Raw genomic sequence first — 15740 nt, 5'->3', positions numbered from 1 at the left:
CTGGAGTTCCGATGAAGATCGACGGCACCCGCCGCGACGACCGCGCCACCGAACTGGTGCTGTCGTATTACGCCGCCTTCAACCGCGGCGACTGGGACGGCATGCTCGCCACCCTCGCCGACGACGTCGCCCACGATCTCAACCAGGGCGCGCGCGAAACCGGCCGCGAGGCCTTCGCCGCGTTCCTGCAGCGCATGGCCCGGCACTACCGCGAGCAGTTGCGCGAGGTGGTGGTGATGACCTCGCCCGACGGCGCCCGCGCCGCAGCCGAGTACGTGGTCCACGGCGAATACCTGGTCACCGATCCGGGCCTGCCGGAAGCGCGCGGGCAACGCTACGTGCTGCCCGGCGGCGCCTTCTTCGAGATCGCCGACGGCCGCATCCGCCGGGTCAGCAACTACTACAACCTCGGCGACTGGACCGCCCAGGTCGGCGCCTGAACGGCGCCGCGCGGCCCGGCGCGGCGCTCAACCGCCGCGGTCGCTGCGCAGTTGCTTCACCCGGCGCTCGTTGCCGGCCGCGGCGCGCGCGGCGACCACGCTGAACATGACGATGCCGATCCCGACCAGGCAGGCGCCGGCGAGGGTGCGCCCCTGCGGCCAGGCCTCGCCCAGCCACAGCGCGCCGATCACGGTCGCGAACAGGATTTCCGCGGCCTGCATCGCTTCGGCCGCGGCCAGCGCGGTCGGCTCGTTGCGGACCATGCCGGTGGCCTGGAAGAACAGCACGGTGGCGATCACACCCGCGCCCAGGGCCACGCCCGCCGCCAGCCACAGCTGTCCCACCGGCGGCGCGCCGGCCTGCGCGCCCGCGTACGCCGCCACCGCCCACCACAGCGGCTGGCTGGCCAGGGTCATGCCGAACACGCGCTGGGTGGCGTTGAGCTCGGTGCCGCTGCGCTCCAGGTGCAGCAGCAGGCCGCGGTTGCCTAGGGGATAGGCGAAGGCCGAGACCGCGACGCAGATCAGCGCGATCCAGCCGGCGCGGTCGAGCCGGCCGCCGCCGTGGCCGAACTGCATGATCAGCACGCCGGCGACGATCAACAGGCCGACCAGCAAGGCCGGCAACGGCACCCGCGCGCGCGCGTCGCGGTACAGGAACGGCGCGCACAGCATTCCGGCGATCACGGTCAGCTGGAAGGTGCCGGCGATCAGCCACGACGGCCCGCTGGCGGCGGCGTAGCTGAGGCAGACGTAGAACAGCACGAAACCGATCCCGCTCCACAGCAGCCACGGCCAGGGATGGGCGCGGATCGCCTTCCACACCGGCTTGACCCCGCCGAGCAGCGGCATCGCCAGCAACAGCATCGGCAGGGTGAACAGATAGCGCAGCGCCGCGGTCCAGGCCCAATGCCCGCCGGCGGTCGCGGCGGCGCGGTTGAGCACGTAGGTGCAGGTGAAGAACAGCGCCGAGGCCAGCGCGATCGACACCGCCCACAGGGCGTGGCGGCGCTCGCTCATCGCTGGCGCACGCGGATGCTGGACGCCGGCACCTGCACCTCGTCGATCCCGCCGCTGCGGATCGGCGTGCCCGGCGCCGGGCCCCAGGCGTGGGCGTAGATCACCTCCCAGGTCGCCGGCAGCTTGCCGTCGCCGCCGCGCAGCGCCTCGTAGGCCTGGGCGGCGCGGGCGAAGCGGGCGCGGCCGGTCAGGCTGCGCCGGCGCTCGCTCATCGCGTTGGTCGCGCCGAGCGTGCGTAACTCGCGCATCAGATGGCCGAGGTCGGGATGGCCGAGCACGAACTCGTCGCGATCCAGCACCGGGTTCTTGAAGCCGGCGGCGATCAGCGCGTCGCCGAACTGGGCGATCGACGGGAACAGGCTGACGTGCGGTGCCGAGTCGGCCTCGGCGAAGGCGCCGCGCAACTCGAACAAGGTGTCGGGGCCGAAGGTGGACACCAACAGCAGGCCGCCGGGCTTGAGCACGCGGCGGAAGCCGGCGAACACCGCCGGCAGGTCCTCGACCCATTGCAGGCACAGGTTGGAGAACAGCACGTCGACGCTGGCGTCGCGCAGCGGCAGCGCGCGCGCGTCGGCGCAGATCAGGTCGGGACGGCGCGGGCCGCCGAGCAGGCGCGGCCGCCAACTGCTGCCGGCATGGCCGCGCGCTTCGCGCAGCATCGGCAGGGCCAGGTCGAGGCCGATCACCTGCGCGCGCGGCCAGCGCTGCTGCATCGCCGCGGTCAGGTGGCCGGGACCGCAGCCGACGTCGACCACCACCTCGGGCACGCGGTCGTCGAGATAATCCAGGGTTTCCGACAGGCGCGCGCCCACTTCGCGCTGCAACGCGGCGGCGCCGTCGTAGCCGTGCGCGGCGCGCGAGAACGAGCGCCGTACCTGGCGGTGGTCGAACAGATCGGTCATGACGAGGTCACTGCCTGCGCAGCGATGGAGTGGGGGCGGGAGCGACGAATTCGCGCAGCAGTTGCGCGACCTGCGCGGTGGCGCCGAGGAAGGGCGCATGGCCGGCGCCGGCGATGACTTCGCTGCGCGCTTGCGGCGCCAGCGCGGCGGCGGCGGGCATCGCCCCGGCCGGCACCAGCCGGTCGCGGCGGCCGGAAATCCACAGGCTGGGCACGCGCAGGCCGGGCAGTTCGCCGCGCACGTCGAAACCGTCGAGCAGCAGCAGGCCTTCCTGCAAGGCGCGCTCGGCCGGTTCGCCGCGTTCGAAGGCGCGTTGCTTGAGGCAGCGCAGATCGTCCTGGGCGCTGCTGGAACCGAGCGCTTCCAGGGCGAGGAAGCCTTCCAGGGTGCCGCGGAAGTCGTTCTTCAATGCGCTGCCGAAATTGCGGAACAGCTCCGGCGAGACGCCGTGCGGCCAGTCGGCGCCGGTGACGAAGCGCGGCGAGGACGCGACCAGGATCAGCCCGCGCACGCGCTGCGCATGGTCGAGCCCGGCGCGCAGCGCGACCTGACCGCCGAGCGACCAGCCCAGCCAGTAGGCATCGGGAAAACGCCCGACCAGTTCGGCCGCGAGCGCGGTCGGATCCAGCGGCGTCGCATCGTCGCGGGCGTAGCCATGACCGGGCAGGTCGACCAGGTGCAGGGTGCAGTGCTCGGCCAGGGCCTCGACCAGGGGCGCGAACAGGCCGCCGTGCATGGCCCAGCCGTGGATCAGGACGAGCGCCGGGCGGCCGCTGTCGGGGGCCGCGCCGGTGGTTTCGATGTACATGGAGGTTCCGTCTTGCCTGGTTTGTTGCCTGGTTTCGGTACTGCGCGGCCGATCCGTCCGGAGCGGCCGATGAAAGGGTCGGCTGCGGCGGCCGGCGCGCGCGATCGCCTCAGGCCGGCGTCGCTCCGCCGTCGCCGCGCAGCGCCAGCAGCGCCGCCAGCGCGTCCTCGCGCCGCGCCGCCGGCACCAGCAGGTGATCGTGGTGATAGCCGGCCAGCACGTTGCAGGCGATGCCGCGCGCGGCCAGCGCCTGCGCCACCGCCGCGGTCAGGCCGACCGCCTGCAGCGCCGAGTGCACGCGCAGGCTCAACCAGGCGGCGACGAAGTCGTAATCCAGCCCCCGCGCATCGGCGTGCTCGCGACGCAGCACGCAGGTCGGCCCTTCGGCCTCGACGATCGTGGCCTGGGCCAGTTCGCGCGGCAGCGCGTCCCAGTGCGGCGCGCTGACGAACACGTACTCGCCGTCGCGCGCATCGACCTGCAACGTGGCCAGCATCTTCGCCAGATCGGTTTCGGCGGCGGCGAGCGGTCCGGCTGCGGTCATCGGGCCGGAGTCATCGGGCCGCGCTCGCCGGCGGCGCCGGCGCGTCGTCGCTGCGCTCGATCGCGACCCGCTCGGCGGCGCGCGCCAAGGCCTCGATCAGGCCGTCGACCTGCTCGCGCGTGTGCAGCGCCGAGAAGGTCACGCGCAAGCGCGCACGGCCTTCCGGCACGGTCGGCGGACGGATCGCCGCGACCCAGTAGCCCTGCTGTTCCAGCGCCTGCGCCATCGCCAGCGCACGCCGGTCGCTGCCGCAGACCACCGGCTGGATCGGGGTGCCCGACGCCAGCAGTTCCAGACCGAGCTTGGACGCGCGGTCGCGGAAATGCGCGGTCAGTTCGGCCAGCTTCTCGCGCCGCCAATGGTCGTTGCGCGCCAGCTTGATCGCCGCGCGGGTGGCCGCGGCCTGGGCCGGCGGCAGGGCGGTGGTGTACAGATGGCTGCGCGCGGTTTCGGCCAGATGGCCGATCAGGTCGGCGTCGCCGTGCAGCGCCGCGCCGTAGCTGCCCAGGGCCTTGCCGAAGGTCGCCAACTGCAGCGGCACTTCCTGCACCGACAGCCGCGCCGCGGCGACCGTGCCGCGGCCGTCGGGGCCGTTGACGCCGACGCCGTGGGCGTCGTCGACGTAAAGCAAGGCCTTCTGCGCGCGCGCCACCAGCGCCAGATCGCGCAGCGGAGCGACATCGCCGTCCATGCTGAACACCCCGTCGGTGGCGAGCATGGCCAGGCCGTCGGGCACGTTGCGCAACTGCCGGATCGCGCCTTCGGGATCGGCATGCGGATAACGCCGCAGGCGGCAGCCGGACAGGCGCGCGGCGTCGATCAGGCTGGCATGGTTGAGCTTGTCCTGCACGCAGACGTCGTCTTCGCCGAGCAGGGCCTGGACCGCGGCCAGGTTGGCCATGAAGCCGCTGCCGAACAGCAGCGCGCGCGGCGATCCCAGCCAGTCGGCCAGTTCGCGCTCCAGCGCTTCGTGCTGGGCGTGATGGCCGCAGACCAGGTGCGAGGCCAGGCCGCCGACGCCTTCGCGCGAGGCCGCGTCCTGGAACGCGTTGATCACCGCGAAGTGCTGCGACAGGCCGAGGTAGTCGTTGCCGCAGAAGTTGAGCAGCGAGCGCCCGTCGACCTCGCAACGGGCGCCGTCGCGGTGGGTGACCGCGCGATGGCGGCGCGTGCGCGCCTCGGCCACGCGCTGGTCGTGGGCCGCCTGAATCCGTTCGCGCCAAAGGGGTCGCTGGCTGCTCATTGCGATAGCTCCGCCGCCTCAGGCGGCGCAGGTGTGGACGGGCTCGACCGGGGGCTCGAGGTGCTCCTCAATACTCGCATGGACGGTGCCCGCGGTCTCGACGATCTGCATCGGCCGCAGGCCCAGGCGGGCGAACAGGGCCAGGTCGCGCTCGGTGTCCGGGTTGCCGGTGGTCAGCAGCTTTTCGCCGTAGAAGATCGAGTTGGCGCCGGCCAGGAAGCACAGCGCCTGCAGCTCGTCGCTCATGGCTTCTCGCCCGGCGGAGAGACGGACCATGGACTTGGGCATCATCAGCCGGGCGACCGCGATGGTGCGGACGAACTCGAACGGGTCCAGCTCGGTGGTGCCGGCCAGCGGCGTGCCCTCGACCTGGACCAGGCGGTTGATCGGCACCGAGTCCGGATGCGCCGGCAGGTTGGCCAGGGTCTGCAGCAGGCCGGCGCGCTGCTCGCGCGATTCGCCCATGCCGACGATGCCGCCGCAGCAGGTCTTCATGCCGGCGTCGCGGACGTGTTCCAGCGTGTCCAGGCGGTCCTGGAACTCGCGGGTGCGGATGATCTCGTTGTAGAACTCCGGCGCGGTGTCCAGGTTGTGGTTGTAGTAGTCCAGCCCGGCCGCCTTCAGCGCCTGGGCCTGGTCGCCGGAGAGCATGCCCAGGGTGGCGCAGGTCTCCAGGCCCAGCGACTTCACTTCGCGGATCATCGCCGCGACCTTGGGGATGTCGCGGTCCTTGGGCGAGCGCCAGGCCGCGCCCATGCAGAAGCGCGAGGCGCCGGCGGCCTTGGCCTGGCGGGCCTTCTCCAGCACCGCTTCGGTGCTCATCAGCTTGGTCGCGTCGACCCCGGTGTGATAGCGCTGGGCCTGCGGGCAGTAGGCGCAGTCCTCGGGGCAGCCGCCGGTCTTCACCGACAACAGGGTGCTGACCTGGACCTCGGCGGGGTCGAAATTCTCGCGGTGCACGGTGCCGGCGCGGTGCAGCAGTTCCGGGAACGGCAGGTCGAACAGGGCGCGCACTTCCGCGCGGGACCAATCGTGGCGAAGCGGGGTCGTTGACACTAGGGCTGGCTCCACAGCGGGGACTTCACTGACGGCGGGCAGAGGAATGCACCGACAGCAGGGGCGAGTCGGAGCCGGCAGTCTGGGAAGCATGACCCAGACTGTCAACCGCAGCTTACCCATTCCAGTTGACAGTCTCTGGCGACGGCTGGGCTGGGCGCTGTGGCCGGCGCGCTGCCTGGTCTGCGACGAAGCCGCCGAGGCCGGCTGCGACCTGTGCCCGGCCTGCGCCGCGGACTGGCCGCACGCGGGGCCGGCCTGCGCGCGCTGCGCCTTGCCGCTGCCGCAGGGAAACCCGGTGCAGATGCCCGGCGATGAATGCACGTTGGCGGCGGTTGCCGACACGGCGCGCGGCCGCGGCCCGGATCGCGCCGACCACGGCGGCCAGGCCGGCGAGCGGCATCGGCGCGGCGCCCTGCCCTTCGCCGACGATGGCCCGGTCTGCGGCGACTGCTTGCGCCGCCCCCCGCCGTTGGACCGGGTCCGCGCCGCCTGCCTGTACCGGCCGCCGCTGGACCGCCTGCTGCCGCGCTTCAAGTTCCACCGCGACCTCGCCGCCGGCCGGCTGCTGGCGACGATGATGGCGCGTGCTTTCGCCGAAGCCGGAGCCGCTGCGGGTGGTCATCGCAGCGCCGAAGCGCGCGCGCCGGCGCCGGGTCCCGACTGCGGCCGCGCGCCGGACACGGCCGCCCCGGTGCTGATCCCGGTGCCGCTGCACCCGGCCCGGCTGCGTCGGCGCGGCTACGACCAGGCCCTGGAACTGGCCCGGCCGCTGGCGCGCCGGCTCGGCCTGCGCCTGTACGACGACGGCCTGCGCCGCAGCCGCGATACCGCCGCGCAATCGCGACTGGACGCCCGCCAGCGCCGGCGCAACCTGCGCGACGCCTTCGCCTGGCACGGCGGCGCCGCCCCGGCGCAGGTGGTGCTGGTCGACGACGTCATGACCACCGGCGCCACCTTGCACGCCGCCGCGCGCGTGCTGCGCCGCGCCGGCGCGCAACGCATCGAGGCCTGGGTCTGCGCGCGCGTGCCGCTGGGGTGATAGCCCTTGTAGGAGCGACGCTGCGCACGTCATATCGCGCCCTCAGCGCGCGGCCGCCACCGAACGCAGCGCGGCGCCGACCCGGATCGTCCAGCGCCGCTGGTGCAGCAACAGGTCGCCGGCCATCGCCGGCTGCACGAAGGCGGTGCGGTCGGTCACCCGCAGTTCCAGCGTGCGCGTCGCCGGCGTGGCCGCAGACTGGACGAAGTCGTAGCTCGGCGAAGTCGCGCCGGGGATCGCCACGCCGTCGAGATACCACTGCACGCCCAAGGCGCCGACGCTGGGCTGCAGCAGAGCGGCCGAGAACCGGCGCGTGCTGCCGCGCTGGTAGTTCACCGCGGTCGCCGGCGAAGGCGACTCGCTGCCCGGCTCGATCAGGTCGATCCCGGCCGCCGGCGAGCCGAAGCCGCCGCGATACAGCTTGCGCACGTATTCCTGCCGGCACACCGGGCAGAACGACGTGCCCAGCGCGCGCATCAGGCAGCTCGCACCGACCGGCCGGTACATGCCGGCGGCGCGGTAGCGCGCGCCTTCGAACAAGCCGGTGCCGGCGGTGCCGTCCGGGGTCGGGATCGGCAGCCCGGGCGTGAACCAACTGCGCCACTTCACCAGGCTGGCGTTGCTCTGGTTGGTGACGTTGGCCTCGCAGGGTGCGTTGCCGCCGACGTCGCTGCAGGCCGGAAACCCCGGATACGGCGTTTCGTATTCGTCGGCCAGGCCGTGGAAGCTGTGGCCGAATTCGTGGATCGCGATCAGCGCGGCGCTGGCGTGCGCGGACAACACCGCATACGAGCCGCCGGCGCCGCCGTAGACCGGATCGTTGACGGTGACGATGATCTTGTCCCAGTCGGGAAAGCCCGCCGCCGCGGCCATGACCTTGGACGAGCGCACGGTCAGCAGACGATGGATCTGGCTGGTGCAGAACGTCGCATCGAGCGCGGTGGCGACGAAGCGGCCGGCGAGCGGATCGCTGCGCGCGCCGCTGTCGGCGCAGCAGCTCGTGCCGGTGCAGCCGGCCTGATACGGCGGATGGTCGGCGCCAGACTGGCTGGAGGCGACGAAACCGGCCTGCCAGTTCACGAAGCTCTGGTACTCCTTGTACGGACTGACCTGGAACATCGCGGTCTTCAGCGCCGCAGCATGATCGGCGAACACGCCCTGCTCGGCGGCGGTATAGCCGTCGCCGAGCACCAGGATGTCGAGCCGGTTGGCGGAATTGGCCGCCTTGTCGGCGGTCGCGGCGGCTACTGCGGTCGGCGCCGCGGCCGGCGCCGCCGTCGTCGCCAACGGCAACTGCGCCGAACGCAGGGCCAGCTCGCGCAGGTCGAAGCGCTGCACGGCCTTGCCGGCGCCGTCGCCGAGTTCGATCGCATCGGCCTCGGCCAACGGCAGGCGCACGACGAAGGCGCGATGCGGATCGCGCACCAGCGGATGCGATTGGATCGCACCGTCGCCGCGCTGCGGATCGCGGGCGAACTCGGCGCGCAGGAAGTTCGGCTGCCGCGCCTCGTAGGCGACGGCACTCTTGGTGCCGTTGCGCAATGCGCGATAGCCGATGCGCTCGACGCCGCGTTCGGCCGCGACCGCGCCGGCGCGGTCGTGGCCGTCGTCGGCCAGTCGCACCTGGGCGTAGAACACCGGCTCGGCGCGGCCCTGGACATCGCGTTCGAATACGACGTAATGGGCCGGCACCGCGGCCCGGGCTGAAGACATCGCCAACAAGCACAGGCCGAGCAAACGCAACAACGGCGAGAACGTCATGACGGACTCCGACGGACAAGTGTGGAGGAAGCCGCACAGGGAATGCGCGACTGCCCTCGCCGATGCATCTGCCGGTTTCGATCCGGCCTGCCAGCGAAACGACACCGCGCGGCACGGAATCCGCACGGATATCGCCCGCCTCTCGATCGACGACAGCGGCACGCTACTCCAGGGCAGAACGCGTCTTGGTCGGACCGGTCACAGTCTGCCGCCCTTGGCGCGGGAGCGATTTGTGATGCACAGCGGCGAATGAGAATGTCGCGGCTCCAACCGCCCGCCCGAACAGCCGCTGTGCGACGCCTGCCGTTGCCGTTGCCGTTGCCGTTGCCGTTGCCGTGAAAAGCTTGGCGCTGGACCGATCTCGCGAGAAGACCTGCAGCCCCGGAGGGCGGCCCGCATGGATGCGGGTCGTGCGCAGCCAGGCCAGGGATGGCCTGTGCGGAGCAGCCCCGCGCAGGCCTCGTCCCATAGTGGCTTTTGATTCGAAACAGTTATGGCGTTTTCTTTGGTTACTTTTGACCGAAGGAAATCCCGTGGGACTTTGTCGCCTTGGACAAAGAAAGTGACCCGGCCGCTTGCGGACGGAAGCTTTGCTTTGAAGCTTTGAAGCCTTCGAACACAGGCGTCGCGAGACCGCTGCAACGCGGTCGCGGCTTACGCCGCTCCTACAAGGGGCGCAGGACAAAGGCGGGGCGAATGGGAGGGATGGCGGTCGCGGCTTTCGGAGCCTTCGAACACAGGCGTCGCGAGACCGCAGCAACGCGGTCGCGGCTTACGCCGCTCCTACGGGGGCCGCAGGACAAAGACGCGGCGAATGGGCGGGATGGCGGTCGCGGCTTTCGGAGCCTTCGAACGCAGACGCCGCGAGACCGCAGCAGCGCGGTCGCGGCTCACGCCGCTCCTACAGGGGGCGCAGGACAAGACGTGGCGAAAGGGAGGGATGGCGGTCGCGGCCTGTGACCGAAGGAAATCCCGGTGGGACGCCGCTCCTACCCCGCGCGCGGCAGGCGGGCGATGGCGCGGTCGAAGGTCGCCGCCAACAACACCACCCGCAACACATCGGTCAGCAGCGACGTGCGGAACGACAGCGGCGTGGTCAGGAACACCGACCAGGGCTGGCCGATGACCCGCTGCCAGTCCGGATCCTGCGGCCCGATCCACAGCGTCATCAGCCGCCACGACCAGGAGTCGAGGTAAGCCAGCAACTGCCAGCACACGCACAGGGTCAGCAGCGCCGGCAAGCCGGCGCGCAGCACCAGGCGCAGGCTGTTGACCACCGGCACGCCCTTGCTGGTCCAGCCCGCGCTGGCCTTGTCGGCGAGCATGCGCAGGGTGAAGTGCATCGCCTTGAAGCGCTGGGTGACCTTGCCCAGCGCCTCGTCGGCGTCGTCCAGGCGCTGCGCGCGGCGCAGGTCGATGCCGTAGACGATCGCGGTGATCGCCAGCCAGATCAGCGGCAACGCGACCGCGCCGGCGGCGGTGGAGAAGAACTCCCACAGCGGCGCCAGGCCGCGCTTGGTCGGCGCCAGGGTCTTGTACAGCGCGGTCGGGCTTTCCCACCAGGTGGTCACGGCGACGTAGACCACGCGCTCGTGCCACCAGTCCTGGGCCAGCTTGGTCAGCTGAGCGATCGCGGCCACGCCGACGAACACCCAATAGGCTTCGCAACTGGTCGCGATCACGTTCCACAGCGCGTGGCCGCTGGCCGCCGCACGGCGCTTGCTGAACCAGCGCACCGCCCAGGCCACCGCCAGCGCGATCCACAGGCCCTTGAGCTTGAGCACCTGGTTGAGGTTTTCCTTTTCCCAGACGCTGAACACGTACTCGGTGCGGAACTGCCGGCGCAGGTCCTCGAGCAGGCCCCAGCCGGCGTAGTAGGCGAAGAACGGCAGCATCGCGATCGCCAGCGCGGTGATCCACTGCTTGCGCACCGCGCGGGTATCCGGGGTCAGCGCGCCGCCGGCCAGCATCGGCAGCGACGGCCGCAGCGACTGGAACATCAGGATCGTGCCGGCCAGCTGGGTCACGATCAGCACCGACAGGGCCGCGAACGACAGCAGCACCGAGCGCTCGCCGAGCTTGACCGCCAGGTCCATCAACAGGTCGTAGCAGACCCGCTGGGCGAAGAACCAGAACGCCAGCGCCGGCCAGTGCCGCCACAGCAGGCGCGCGGCCATGAGCGGAATCTCCAGCCAGGCGGAAGGAGTCCCCGCCGCCGCGAGCGGCGATGGACCAGACTGGCTTGCGGCGATCGAACTGGGCGGCATCGGCGGGCCCGGGAAAGGAGTCGGGCGATGGTAACCCGTCGTCGGCTAGCGGCCGCAGTGACGAACATCAGGCCCGCCCGGGGCCATGGCCTGCGGGCGGGGCCGGCGTTCGCTACCGGGACCGGTGCCGGCCCCGGCTGCGGGCTCATTTGTCGGCAGGCAGGAGGTCGTAGCGAAAGCGCAGGTCGATTTCACCCTGGTCGGCGCGGGAAACGTAGGCGCCGCCGGGCAGGGCGACGGTCTTGCGCACTCCGAACTGCTCTTCCATCGCCGGTTGCCGTTCGTCCTGCCCCAACCGCGGCGGCAGCTTCTGTGCGTACAGGTCGTCGAGCAGCCGCCCGGTCTCCGCACCGGCCTGGGCGATGGCCGACTTCAACCGCGCGCAATCGTTCTCGGCCCAAAGCTGGGCGCGGCGGAAGCGGCTGCCCTCGAACGTCCACACCGGTTGACGGGCGGTGTCCATGAACTTCTTGTGCAGTCTCTGCTCCGCGAGCGCGGCCTTGCGGTCGATCGGGTCCGCGCTGCCGCCGCGCGCATTGACGCGCTTGATCAGTTCCTCGCCGCCGCTGGCCGCGTAGCGCGCCCGCTCCTCCGCCACCATGCTGTCGATATCGGCCTGGGTCTTGGGCTCGAGCGATACCGGGTCCGACACCACGATCAGCAGATCGCGCCACAGCGGGCGCTTGCGCCAGTCCGACCCGCCATCCTGGGGGGCATAAGCGCTGACGTCCACGGTCGTCACCAGCCCGGCCATCTCGACCGACAGCGACGAGGTGAATGCGAACACGTGGCGAGGCTCGCCCTGCTTCACCACCGAGTCGAGACTGCGCTCGTCGGCGGACGAAGCCAGCGACCGGACCCCGGCGCCCCAGGGGCTGCGTCGCACGGCTGCGTCGATCGCCGCGTGCATAGCCGTGTCGGCCTGCAACTCGCAACCCGCGCGGCGGATCGGCGAAAAAGCCGCCATGGCGCGATGCTGCGCGTCTTCGTAGATCGAAGCGTTGATCAGCGCCCCGCTGATCAACCCCGTCGCCAGTCCGACCCCCAAGGTCGTGGCGGGACTGACGCCCGGTCCCCAAGGGGTCACCGAGACGGAATAGCTAGGCGTCATCGCGTATCCCAACTGGGGACGCAGTGTGGTGTTCATCGCGACGCTACGCACCGGCAGACCGGCGGCCAAGGCGGCACGGTCGACGCCGTAGCCGTCGACGATCTTGTCCGCGGCTTGCGCCGGCAGAGCGAACGCTAGCGCCAGCGCGACGGACGCCGGCACGGTGTATCTGGTCATGCAATATCCCCTGTAAGCCCTTGCTTCGCGGGCGGCGCATTATCTATGCAAGCGCCGGCAACCCCAAGGACTTGGCGTCAGGCGAACGAACGAGGCCGCGGATAATGGCCATCGGGGCACATCGGAGCCGACAATGGCGTCGCTCGAATCGGCCGGGGATGTCGCCCGAGCCCGGCGCCGGACTCAGCCCTTCAGCGGCAACAGGCTGAAGCGGAACCGCAACGGCGTCGAACCGCCTTCGTCGCGCGAGACGAATACGCCTCTCTGCGAGGCGAGCGCGACACGGTCGGACCGATAGCCGTCGATATCCTTGGCGACGGCCTGGGCGTCGGTGGCGAAGCCCAGGGCGAGCGCGCCGGCCGCCAGCAGCGAAGTCTTGAACATATCGTCCCCATGCGCGCGCCTGCCGACGCAGAAGCACCGATTCTGCGCAGACGCGTGCTCGCGATCAACGAGCGTGCAATGCCGGATCAGTGTGACCTAGCGGAAGGACTCACTCGCCCACGGTCGAAGGCGTCTGCGGCTTGGCCGCCATCTCCGGGCTGATCTTCTCGATCGTGTGGCGCAGTTCGCGGCCGAGGATGACCTTGGCGTCCTTGGCCCAGGCGTCCAGGCGCTGGTCGAAGGCCAGCTTGGCCTGGCTGTCCGGCCACACCAGCTTGAGCTCGCGCAGCTTCTGGATGAAGCCGCGGAACAGGGTCTTGTCGAAGAATTCCGGCGCCGCCGGCGCGTACAGCAGCGACAGGCGCTGCGCGGCGAGCTGGCACAGGCTTTCCAGCTCGGACGCCGAGAGCGTGCCGGGGCCGTTCTTCACCAGCACCGAAATGGCGATGTAGTAGCGCTCGAAAGCCTGTTGCAGCGAGTGGCCGATCGCGCGCAGGCGGAACACCTCGTCGGTCTGGCCGGCGTTGCGGGCCAGGATGCCGCCGTCGTCGTCGCTGACCCGCTCCAGCAGGCCCTCGCGCACGAACACCTCGACCGTGCGCACCAGCCGCTGCGACCACTGCTCCTCGGTCCAGGGCAGGAACAGCTCGGCCTGCAGGAACGGGTACACGCTGCGGCCCAGGCGCAGCACGCCGGCCAGGCTCATGCGCCGGTTGTGCTGGAAGCAGCAGGCGATCCACGAGGCCGCGGTGAACAGGTGCAGGACGTTGTTGCGGAAGTAGCTCAGCAGCACCGCCTTGTCTTCGCCGTCGACGCCGAGCACGTCGCCGAGCGGATGGGCGACGCGCTCGAGCACGCCGATCTCCTCGCCGTGGGCGACGATTTCCTGCGGCGTGTGCGGGGTCACGGTGACCCGGTCGGAGTACGGCAGCTCGGCCAGCAAGGTCTTGCTCAGCGCGATCTGCGCCAGCAGGTCGGCCTCGCCCATCGCGTGCTTGGGCGTGGACAGCAGCGCCAGCGCGAGCAGGTTGATCGGGTTGACGTCGGCGGCGCGGTTGACGTTGACCTGGATCCGCTCGGCCAGGGCGTCGACGGTGTCGGACAGCCAGGCCGGCTTGTCGTCTTCGCCGATCGGCTGGCCGGTCCACTGCGGCGCGTGCTCGGCGAGCAGGTCGTTGAGCCGGATCGGCTCGCCGAAGTTCACCACCACCTGGCCGTAGTTGGAGCGCAGCACCTTGGGAATGCCCCACAGCAGCTGCCAGATCGATTCCTTTTCCTTCGGCTTGCCGGACAGCTCGTCGAGGTAGCTGTTGCCCTCCATCAGCTTCTCGTAGCCGATGTAGACCGGCTGGAACAGCACCGGCCGGGTCGGCTGACGCAGGAAGCCGCGCACCGTCATCACCAGCATGCCGCCCTTCGGCGGCAGCAGCCGGCCGGTGCGCGAACGTCCGCCTTCGATGAAGTACTCGATCGAGTAGCCGCCGGCGACCAGTTGCGCCACGTATTCGGAGAACACCGCCGAATACAGCGCGCTGCCGCGGATGCTGCGGCGCAGGAAGAACGCGCCGCCCTTGCGCAGGATGGTGCCGACCACCGGCAGGTTGAGGTTGACCCCGGCGGCGATGTGCGGCGGCACGATGCCCTTGGTGTAGAGCAGATAGCTCAGCAGCAGGTAATCGAGATGGCTGCGGTGGCTGGGCACGTAGACCACTTCGTAGCCGGGCGCGGCCTGCTTGAGCTTGTCCAGGTGGTGCACCAGCACGCCGCGGTAGATCCGGTTCCACACCGGGGTCAGCAGGAAGCTGGCCGAGCGCACCGCCGGATGCGAGTAGTCGGCGGCGATCTCGTAGGCCATCGCATGGGCCTTTTTCCACGCGTCGGCGTTGCTGCTGTTGTCGCGCTTGGCCTGGTCGTTGATCGCGTCCTTGACCGGGTCGGCGGCGAGCACGCGGTCGATCAGCATGCGCCGGGTCGACAGGTCGGGGCCGATCACCGCCGCGCGGATGCGGCGGAAGTGGGTGCGCAGCACGCGCGAGAGCTTGCGCACGGTGCGCTCGGGCTCCAGGCCCTCGGCGACGATGCCGCGCAGCGACACCGGCGGGGCGAAGCGGACCATGGTGTGGCGGCCGTTGAGGGCGATCGCCAGCAGCCGGCGGAAGCGGCCGACCAGGGTCCAGTTTTCCGAGAACAGCACCGAGAACCAGCCGCTGCTGCGGTCCGGGGCGCGGCCGACGAAGATCGACACCGGCACCAACTGCACGTCCAGCGCCGGGTCGGCGCGGTGCGCCTGCAGCAGGCGCGCCAGCGAGCCGGAATGGGTCTTGGCCGAAGGCGGGCCGGACGGGGCCAGGGTGCCGGCGTGGCGGCGCGACAGGGCGACATAGGCGCGCTTGCGGCCGAGCGGATCGCCCGGCAGCGGCTGCAGCGGCGAGGGCAGGCCGGCCTCCAGGCAAGCGCGCTCCAGGATCAGGGCATTGGACAGGCCGTAGTCTTCCAGCACGTAGCAGACCGGGCGGCCGTCCCATTCCTCGGCGATGTGCTCGGCCGGGTCCTTGGGTTCGATGCTGACCGACACCCAGGGCGCCATCAGCTTGCCGAGCAGGCGCGCCCACCACGGCCGCGGCGTCGCCGGCACGGCCGCGCGCGCGGCGCCGGCCGGGGCGGTCATCGGCAGCTCGGGCTGGGCCGGCGGCGGCTCGGCGGCGGCCTCGGCGCGCGCGACCGGCTCGGCCGGCGCGGGCTCGGCGGCAACGGAGTCGGTCGTTGCAGGCCCCGTCGTTGCGAGCTCGACCGGAGCGGGCTCGATCGAAGCAGGCGCGGGCACGGTGGATTCGTCTAGCCCGAGCCCGTCGGCGTTCGGCGCGGTCGCGGCCTGCGCCTCGGCGGCGTCGCCGGCCTCGGCGGGACGAGCGGGCGCGTCCGGGTCGTTCGGTTGGGCGTGGGGGAACGGCAGGGGCGTTTGTTTCGGCATCCGAATCATTATGC

At 71.2% G+C, this 15740-nt stretch carries 12 protein-coding genes and 1 pseudogene; 2 read left to right on the top strand and 11 right to left on the bottom strand.

Going from position 1 to position 15740, the window contains the following annotated elements; all coding sequences use genetic code 11:
* Positions 1 to 11: 11 nt before the first annotated feature.
* Positions 12 to 440 (top strand): ketosteroid isomerase-related protein, encoded by a 429-nt coding sequence (locus tag K4L06_RS07470; RefSeq protein ID WP_221670800.1) that lies wholly within the window; start codon positions 12 to 14, stop codon positions 438 to 440.
* A 27-nt stretch (positions 441 to 467) separates the two neighbouring features.
* On the opposite strand, the gene K4L06_RS07465 is transcribed toward K4L06_RS07470, so the two are convergent.
* The 6 genes and pseudogenes from K4L06_RS07465 to bioB all read right to left on the bottom strand — a co-directional run.
* Positions 468 to 1460, bottom strand: a complete 993-nt coding sequence (locus tag K4L06_RS07465; protein ID WP_221670799.1) for a multidrug resistance efflux transporter family protein — start codon at positions 1458 to 1460, stop codon at positions 468 to 470.
* Complete coding sequence (bioC, locus tag K4L06_RS07460; protein WP_221670798.1) at positions 1457 to 2362, bottom strand: malonyl-ACP O-methyltransferase BioC; 906 nt, start codon at positions 2360 to 2362, stop codon at positions 1457 to 1459. Before bioC ends, K4L06_RS07465 begins: the two co-directional genes overlap by 4 nt.
* A 7-nt stretch (positions 2363 to 2369) precedes the next feature.
* Positions 2370 to 3170 carry a pimeloyl-ACP methyl ester esterase BioH gene (gene bioH, locus K4L06_RS07455; RefSeq protein ID WP_221670797.1) on the bottom strand — a complete coding sequence of 267 codons (801 nt, stop codon included), beginning with the start codon at positions 3168 to 3170 and terminating at the stop codon, positions 2370 to 2372.
* A gap of 109 nt (positions 3171 to 3279) precedes the next feature.
* The gene (locus tag K4L06_RS07450) at positions 3280 to 3714 is read right to left on the bottom strand and encodes an ACT domain-containing protein (RefSeq protein WP_255595015.1); all 435 of its coding nucleotides are present in this window, start codon (positions 3712 to 3714) and stop codon (positions 3280 to 3282) included.
* A gap of 10 nt (positions 3715 to 3724) precedes the next feature.
* Positions 3725 to 4957, bottom strand: coding sequence for an 8-amino-7-oxononanoate synthase (bioF, locus tag K4L06_RS07445; RefSeq protein ID WP_221670796.1), 1233 nt, complete (start codon positions 4955 to 4957; stop codon positions 3725 to 3727).
* Positions 4958 to 5059: 102 nt separating this feature from the next.
* Positions 5060 to 6013, bottom strand: a pseudogene (bioB, locus tag K4L06_RS07440) (biotin synthase BioB); the annotation flags it as partial.
* A gap of 91 nt (positions 6014 to 6104) precedes the next feature.
* Here bioB and K4L06_RS07430 point away from each other — a divergent pair.
* Entirely contained in the window at positions 6105 to 7055 is a 951-nt protein-coding gene (locus tag K4L06_RS07430; protein ID WP_255595014.1) for a ComF family protein, read from the top strand.
* 42 nt (positions 7056 to 7097) lie between these two features.
* Here K4L06_RS07430 and K4L06_RS07425 read toward each other — a convergent pair whose 3' ends face one another.
* From K4L06_RS07425 to plsB, 5 genes are all read right to left on the bottom strand, one after another.
* On the bottom strand, positions 7098 to 8816 hold the full coding sequence (locus tag K4L06_RS07425) for a M64 family metallopeptidase (RefSeq protein WP_221670794.1): 1719 nt from the start codon (positions 8814 to 8816) through the stop codon (positions 7098 to 7100).
* A gap of 989 nt (positions 8817 to 9805) precedes the next feature.
* Complete coding sequence (locus K4L06_RS07420) at positions 9806 to 10993, bottom strand: hypothetical protein (RefSeq protein WP_221670793.1); 1188 nt, start codon at positions 10991 to 10993, stop codon at positions 9806 to 9808.
* A 235-nt stretch (positions 10994 to 11228) separates the two neighbouring features.
* Complete coding sequence (locus tag K4L06_RS07415; protein WP_221670792.1) at positions 11229 to 12371, bottom strand: hypothetical protein; 1143 nt, start codon at positions 12369 to 12371, stop codon at positions 11229 to 11231.
* A 183-nt stretch (positions 12372 to 12554) separates the two neighbouring features.
* Entirely contained in the window at positions 12555 to 12755 is a 201-nt protein-coding gene (locus K4L06_RS07410) for a hypothetical protein (protein WP_221670791.1), read from the bottom strand.
* Between the two features lie 109 nt (positions 12756 to 12864).
* Positions 12865 to 15735, bottom strand: a complete 2871-nt coding sequence (gene plsB / locus K4L06_RS07405) for a glycerol-3-phosphate 1-O-acyltransferase PlsB (RefSeq protein ID WP_255595013.1) — start codon at positions 15733 to 15735, stop codon at positions 12865 to 12867.
* Positions 15736 to 15740 lie beyond the last annotated feature (5 nt).

The sequence above is a fragment of the Lysobacter sp. BMK333-48F3 genome (genome assembly GCF_019733395.1).
Classification (GTDB): Bacteria; Pseudomonadota; Gammaproteobacteria; order Xanthomonadales; family Xanthomonadaceae; genus Lysobacter.
Note: the sequence above shows the minus strand (reverse complement) of the source record. Positions and strands in the feature narration are given on the sequence as shown.

Excerpts from the sequence above, each read along its gene's own strand:
- K4L06_RS07470 (WP_221670800.1), top strand. The coding sequence starts at position 12 with ATGAAGATCGACGGCACCCGCCGCGACGACCGCGCCACCGAACTGGTG.
- K4L06_RS07465 (WP_221670799.1), bottom strand. The coding sequence starts at position 1,460 with ATGAGCGAGCGCCGCCACGCCCTGTGGGCGGTGTCGATCGCGCTGGCC.
- bioC (WP_221670798.1), bottom strand. The coding sequence starts at position 2,362 with ATGACCGATCTGTTCGACCACCGCCAGGTACGGCGCTCGTTCTCGCGC.
- bioH (WP_221670797.1), bottom strand. The coding sequence starts at position 3,170 with ATGTACATCGAAACCACCGGCGCGGCCCCCGACAGCGGCCGCCCGGCG.
- K4L06_RS07450 (WP_255595015.1), bottom strand. The coding sequence starts at position 3,714 with ATGACCGCAGCCGGACCGCTCGCCGCCGCCGAAACCGATCTGGCGAAG.
- bioF (WP_221670796.1), bottom strand. The coding sequence starts at position 4,957 with ATGAGCAGCCAGCGACCCCTTTGGCGCGAACGGATTCAGGCGGCCCAC.
- K4L06_RS07430 (WP_255595014.1), top strand. The coding sequence starts at position 6,105 with ATGACCCAGACTGTCAACCGCAGCTTACCCATTCCAGTTGACAGTCTC.
- K4L06_RS07425 (WP_221670794.1), bottom strand. The coding sequence starts at position 8,816 with ATGACGTTCTCGCCGTTGTTGCGTTTGCTCGGCCTGTGCTTGTTGGCG.
- K4L06_RS07420 (WP_221670793.1), bottom strand. The coding sequence starts at position 10,993 with ATGGCCGCGCGCCTGCTGTGGCGGCACTGGCCGGCGCTGGCGTTCTGG.
- K4L06_RS07415 (WP_221670792.1), bottom strand. The coding sequence starts at position 12,371 with ATGACCAGATACACCGTGCCGGCGTCCGTCGCGCTGGCGCTAGCGTTC.
- K4L06_RS07410 (WP_221670791.1), bottom strand. The coding sequence starts at position 12,755 with ATGTTCAAGACTTCGCTGCTGGCGGCCGGCGCGCTCGCCCTGGGCTTC.
- plsB (WP_255595013.1), bottom strand. The coding sequence starts at position 15,735 with ATGATTCGGATGCCGAAACAAACGCCCCTGCCGTTCCCCCACGCCCAA.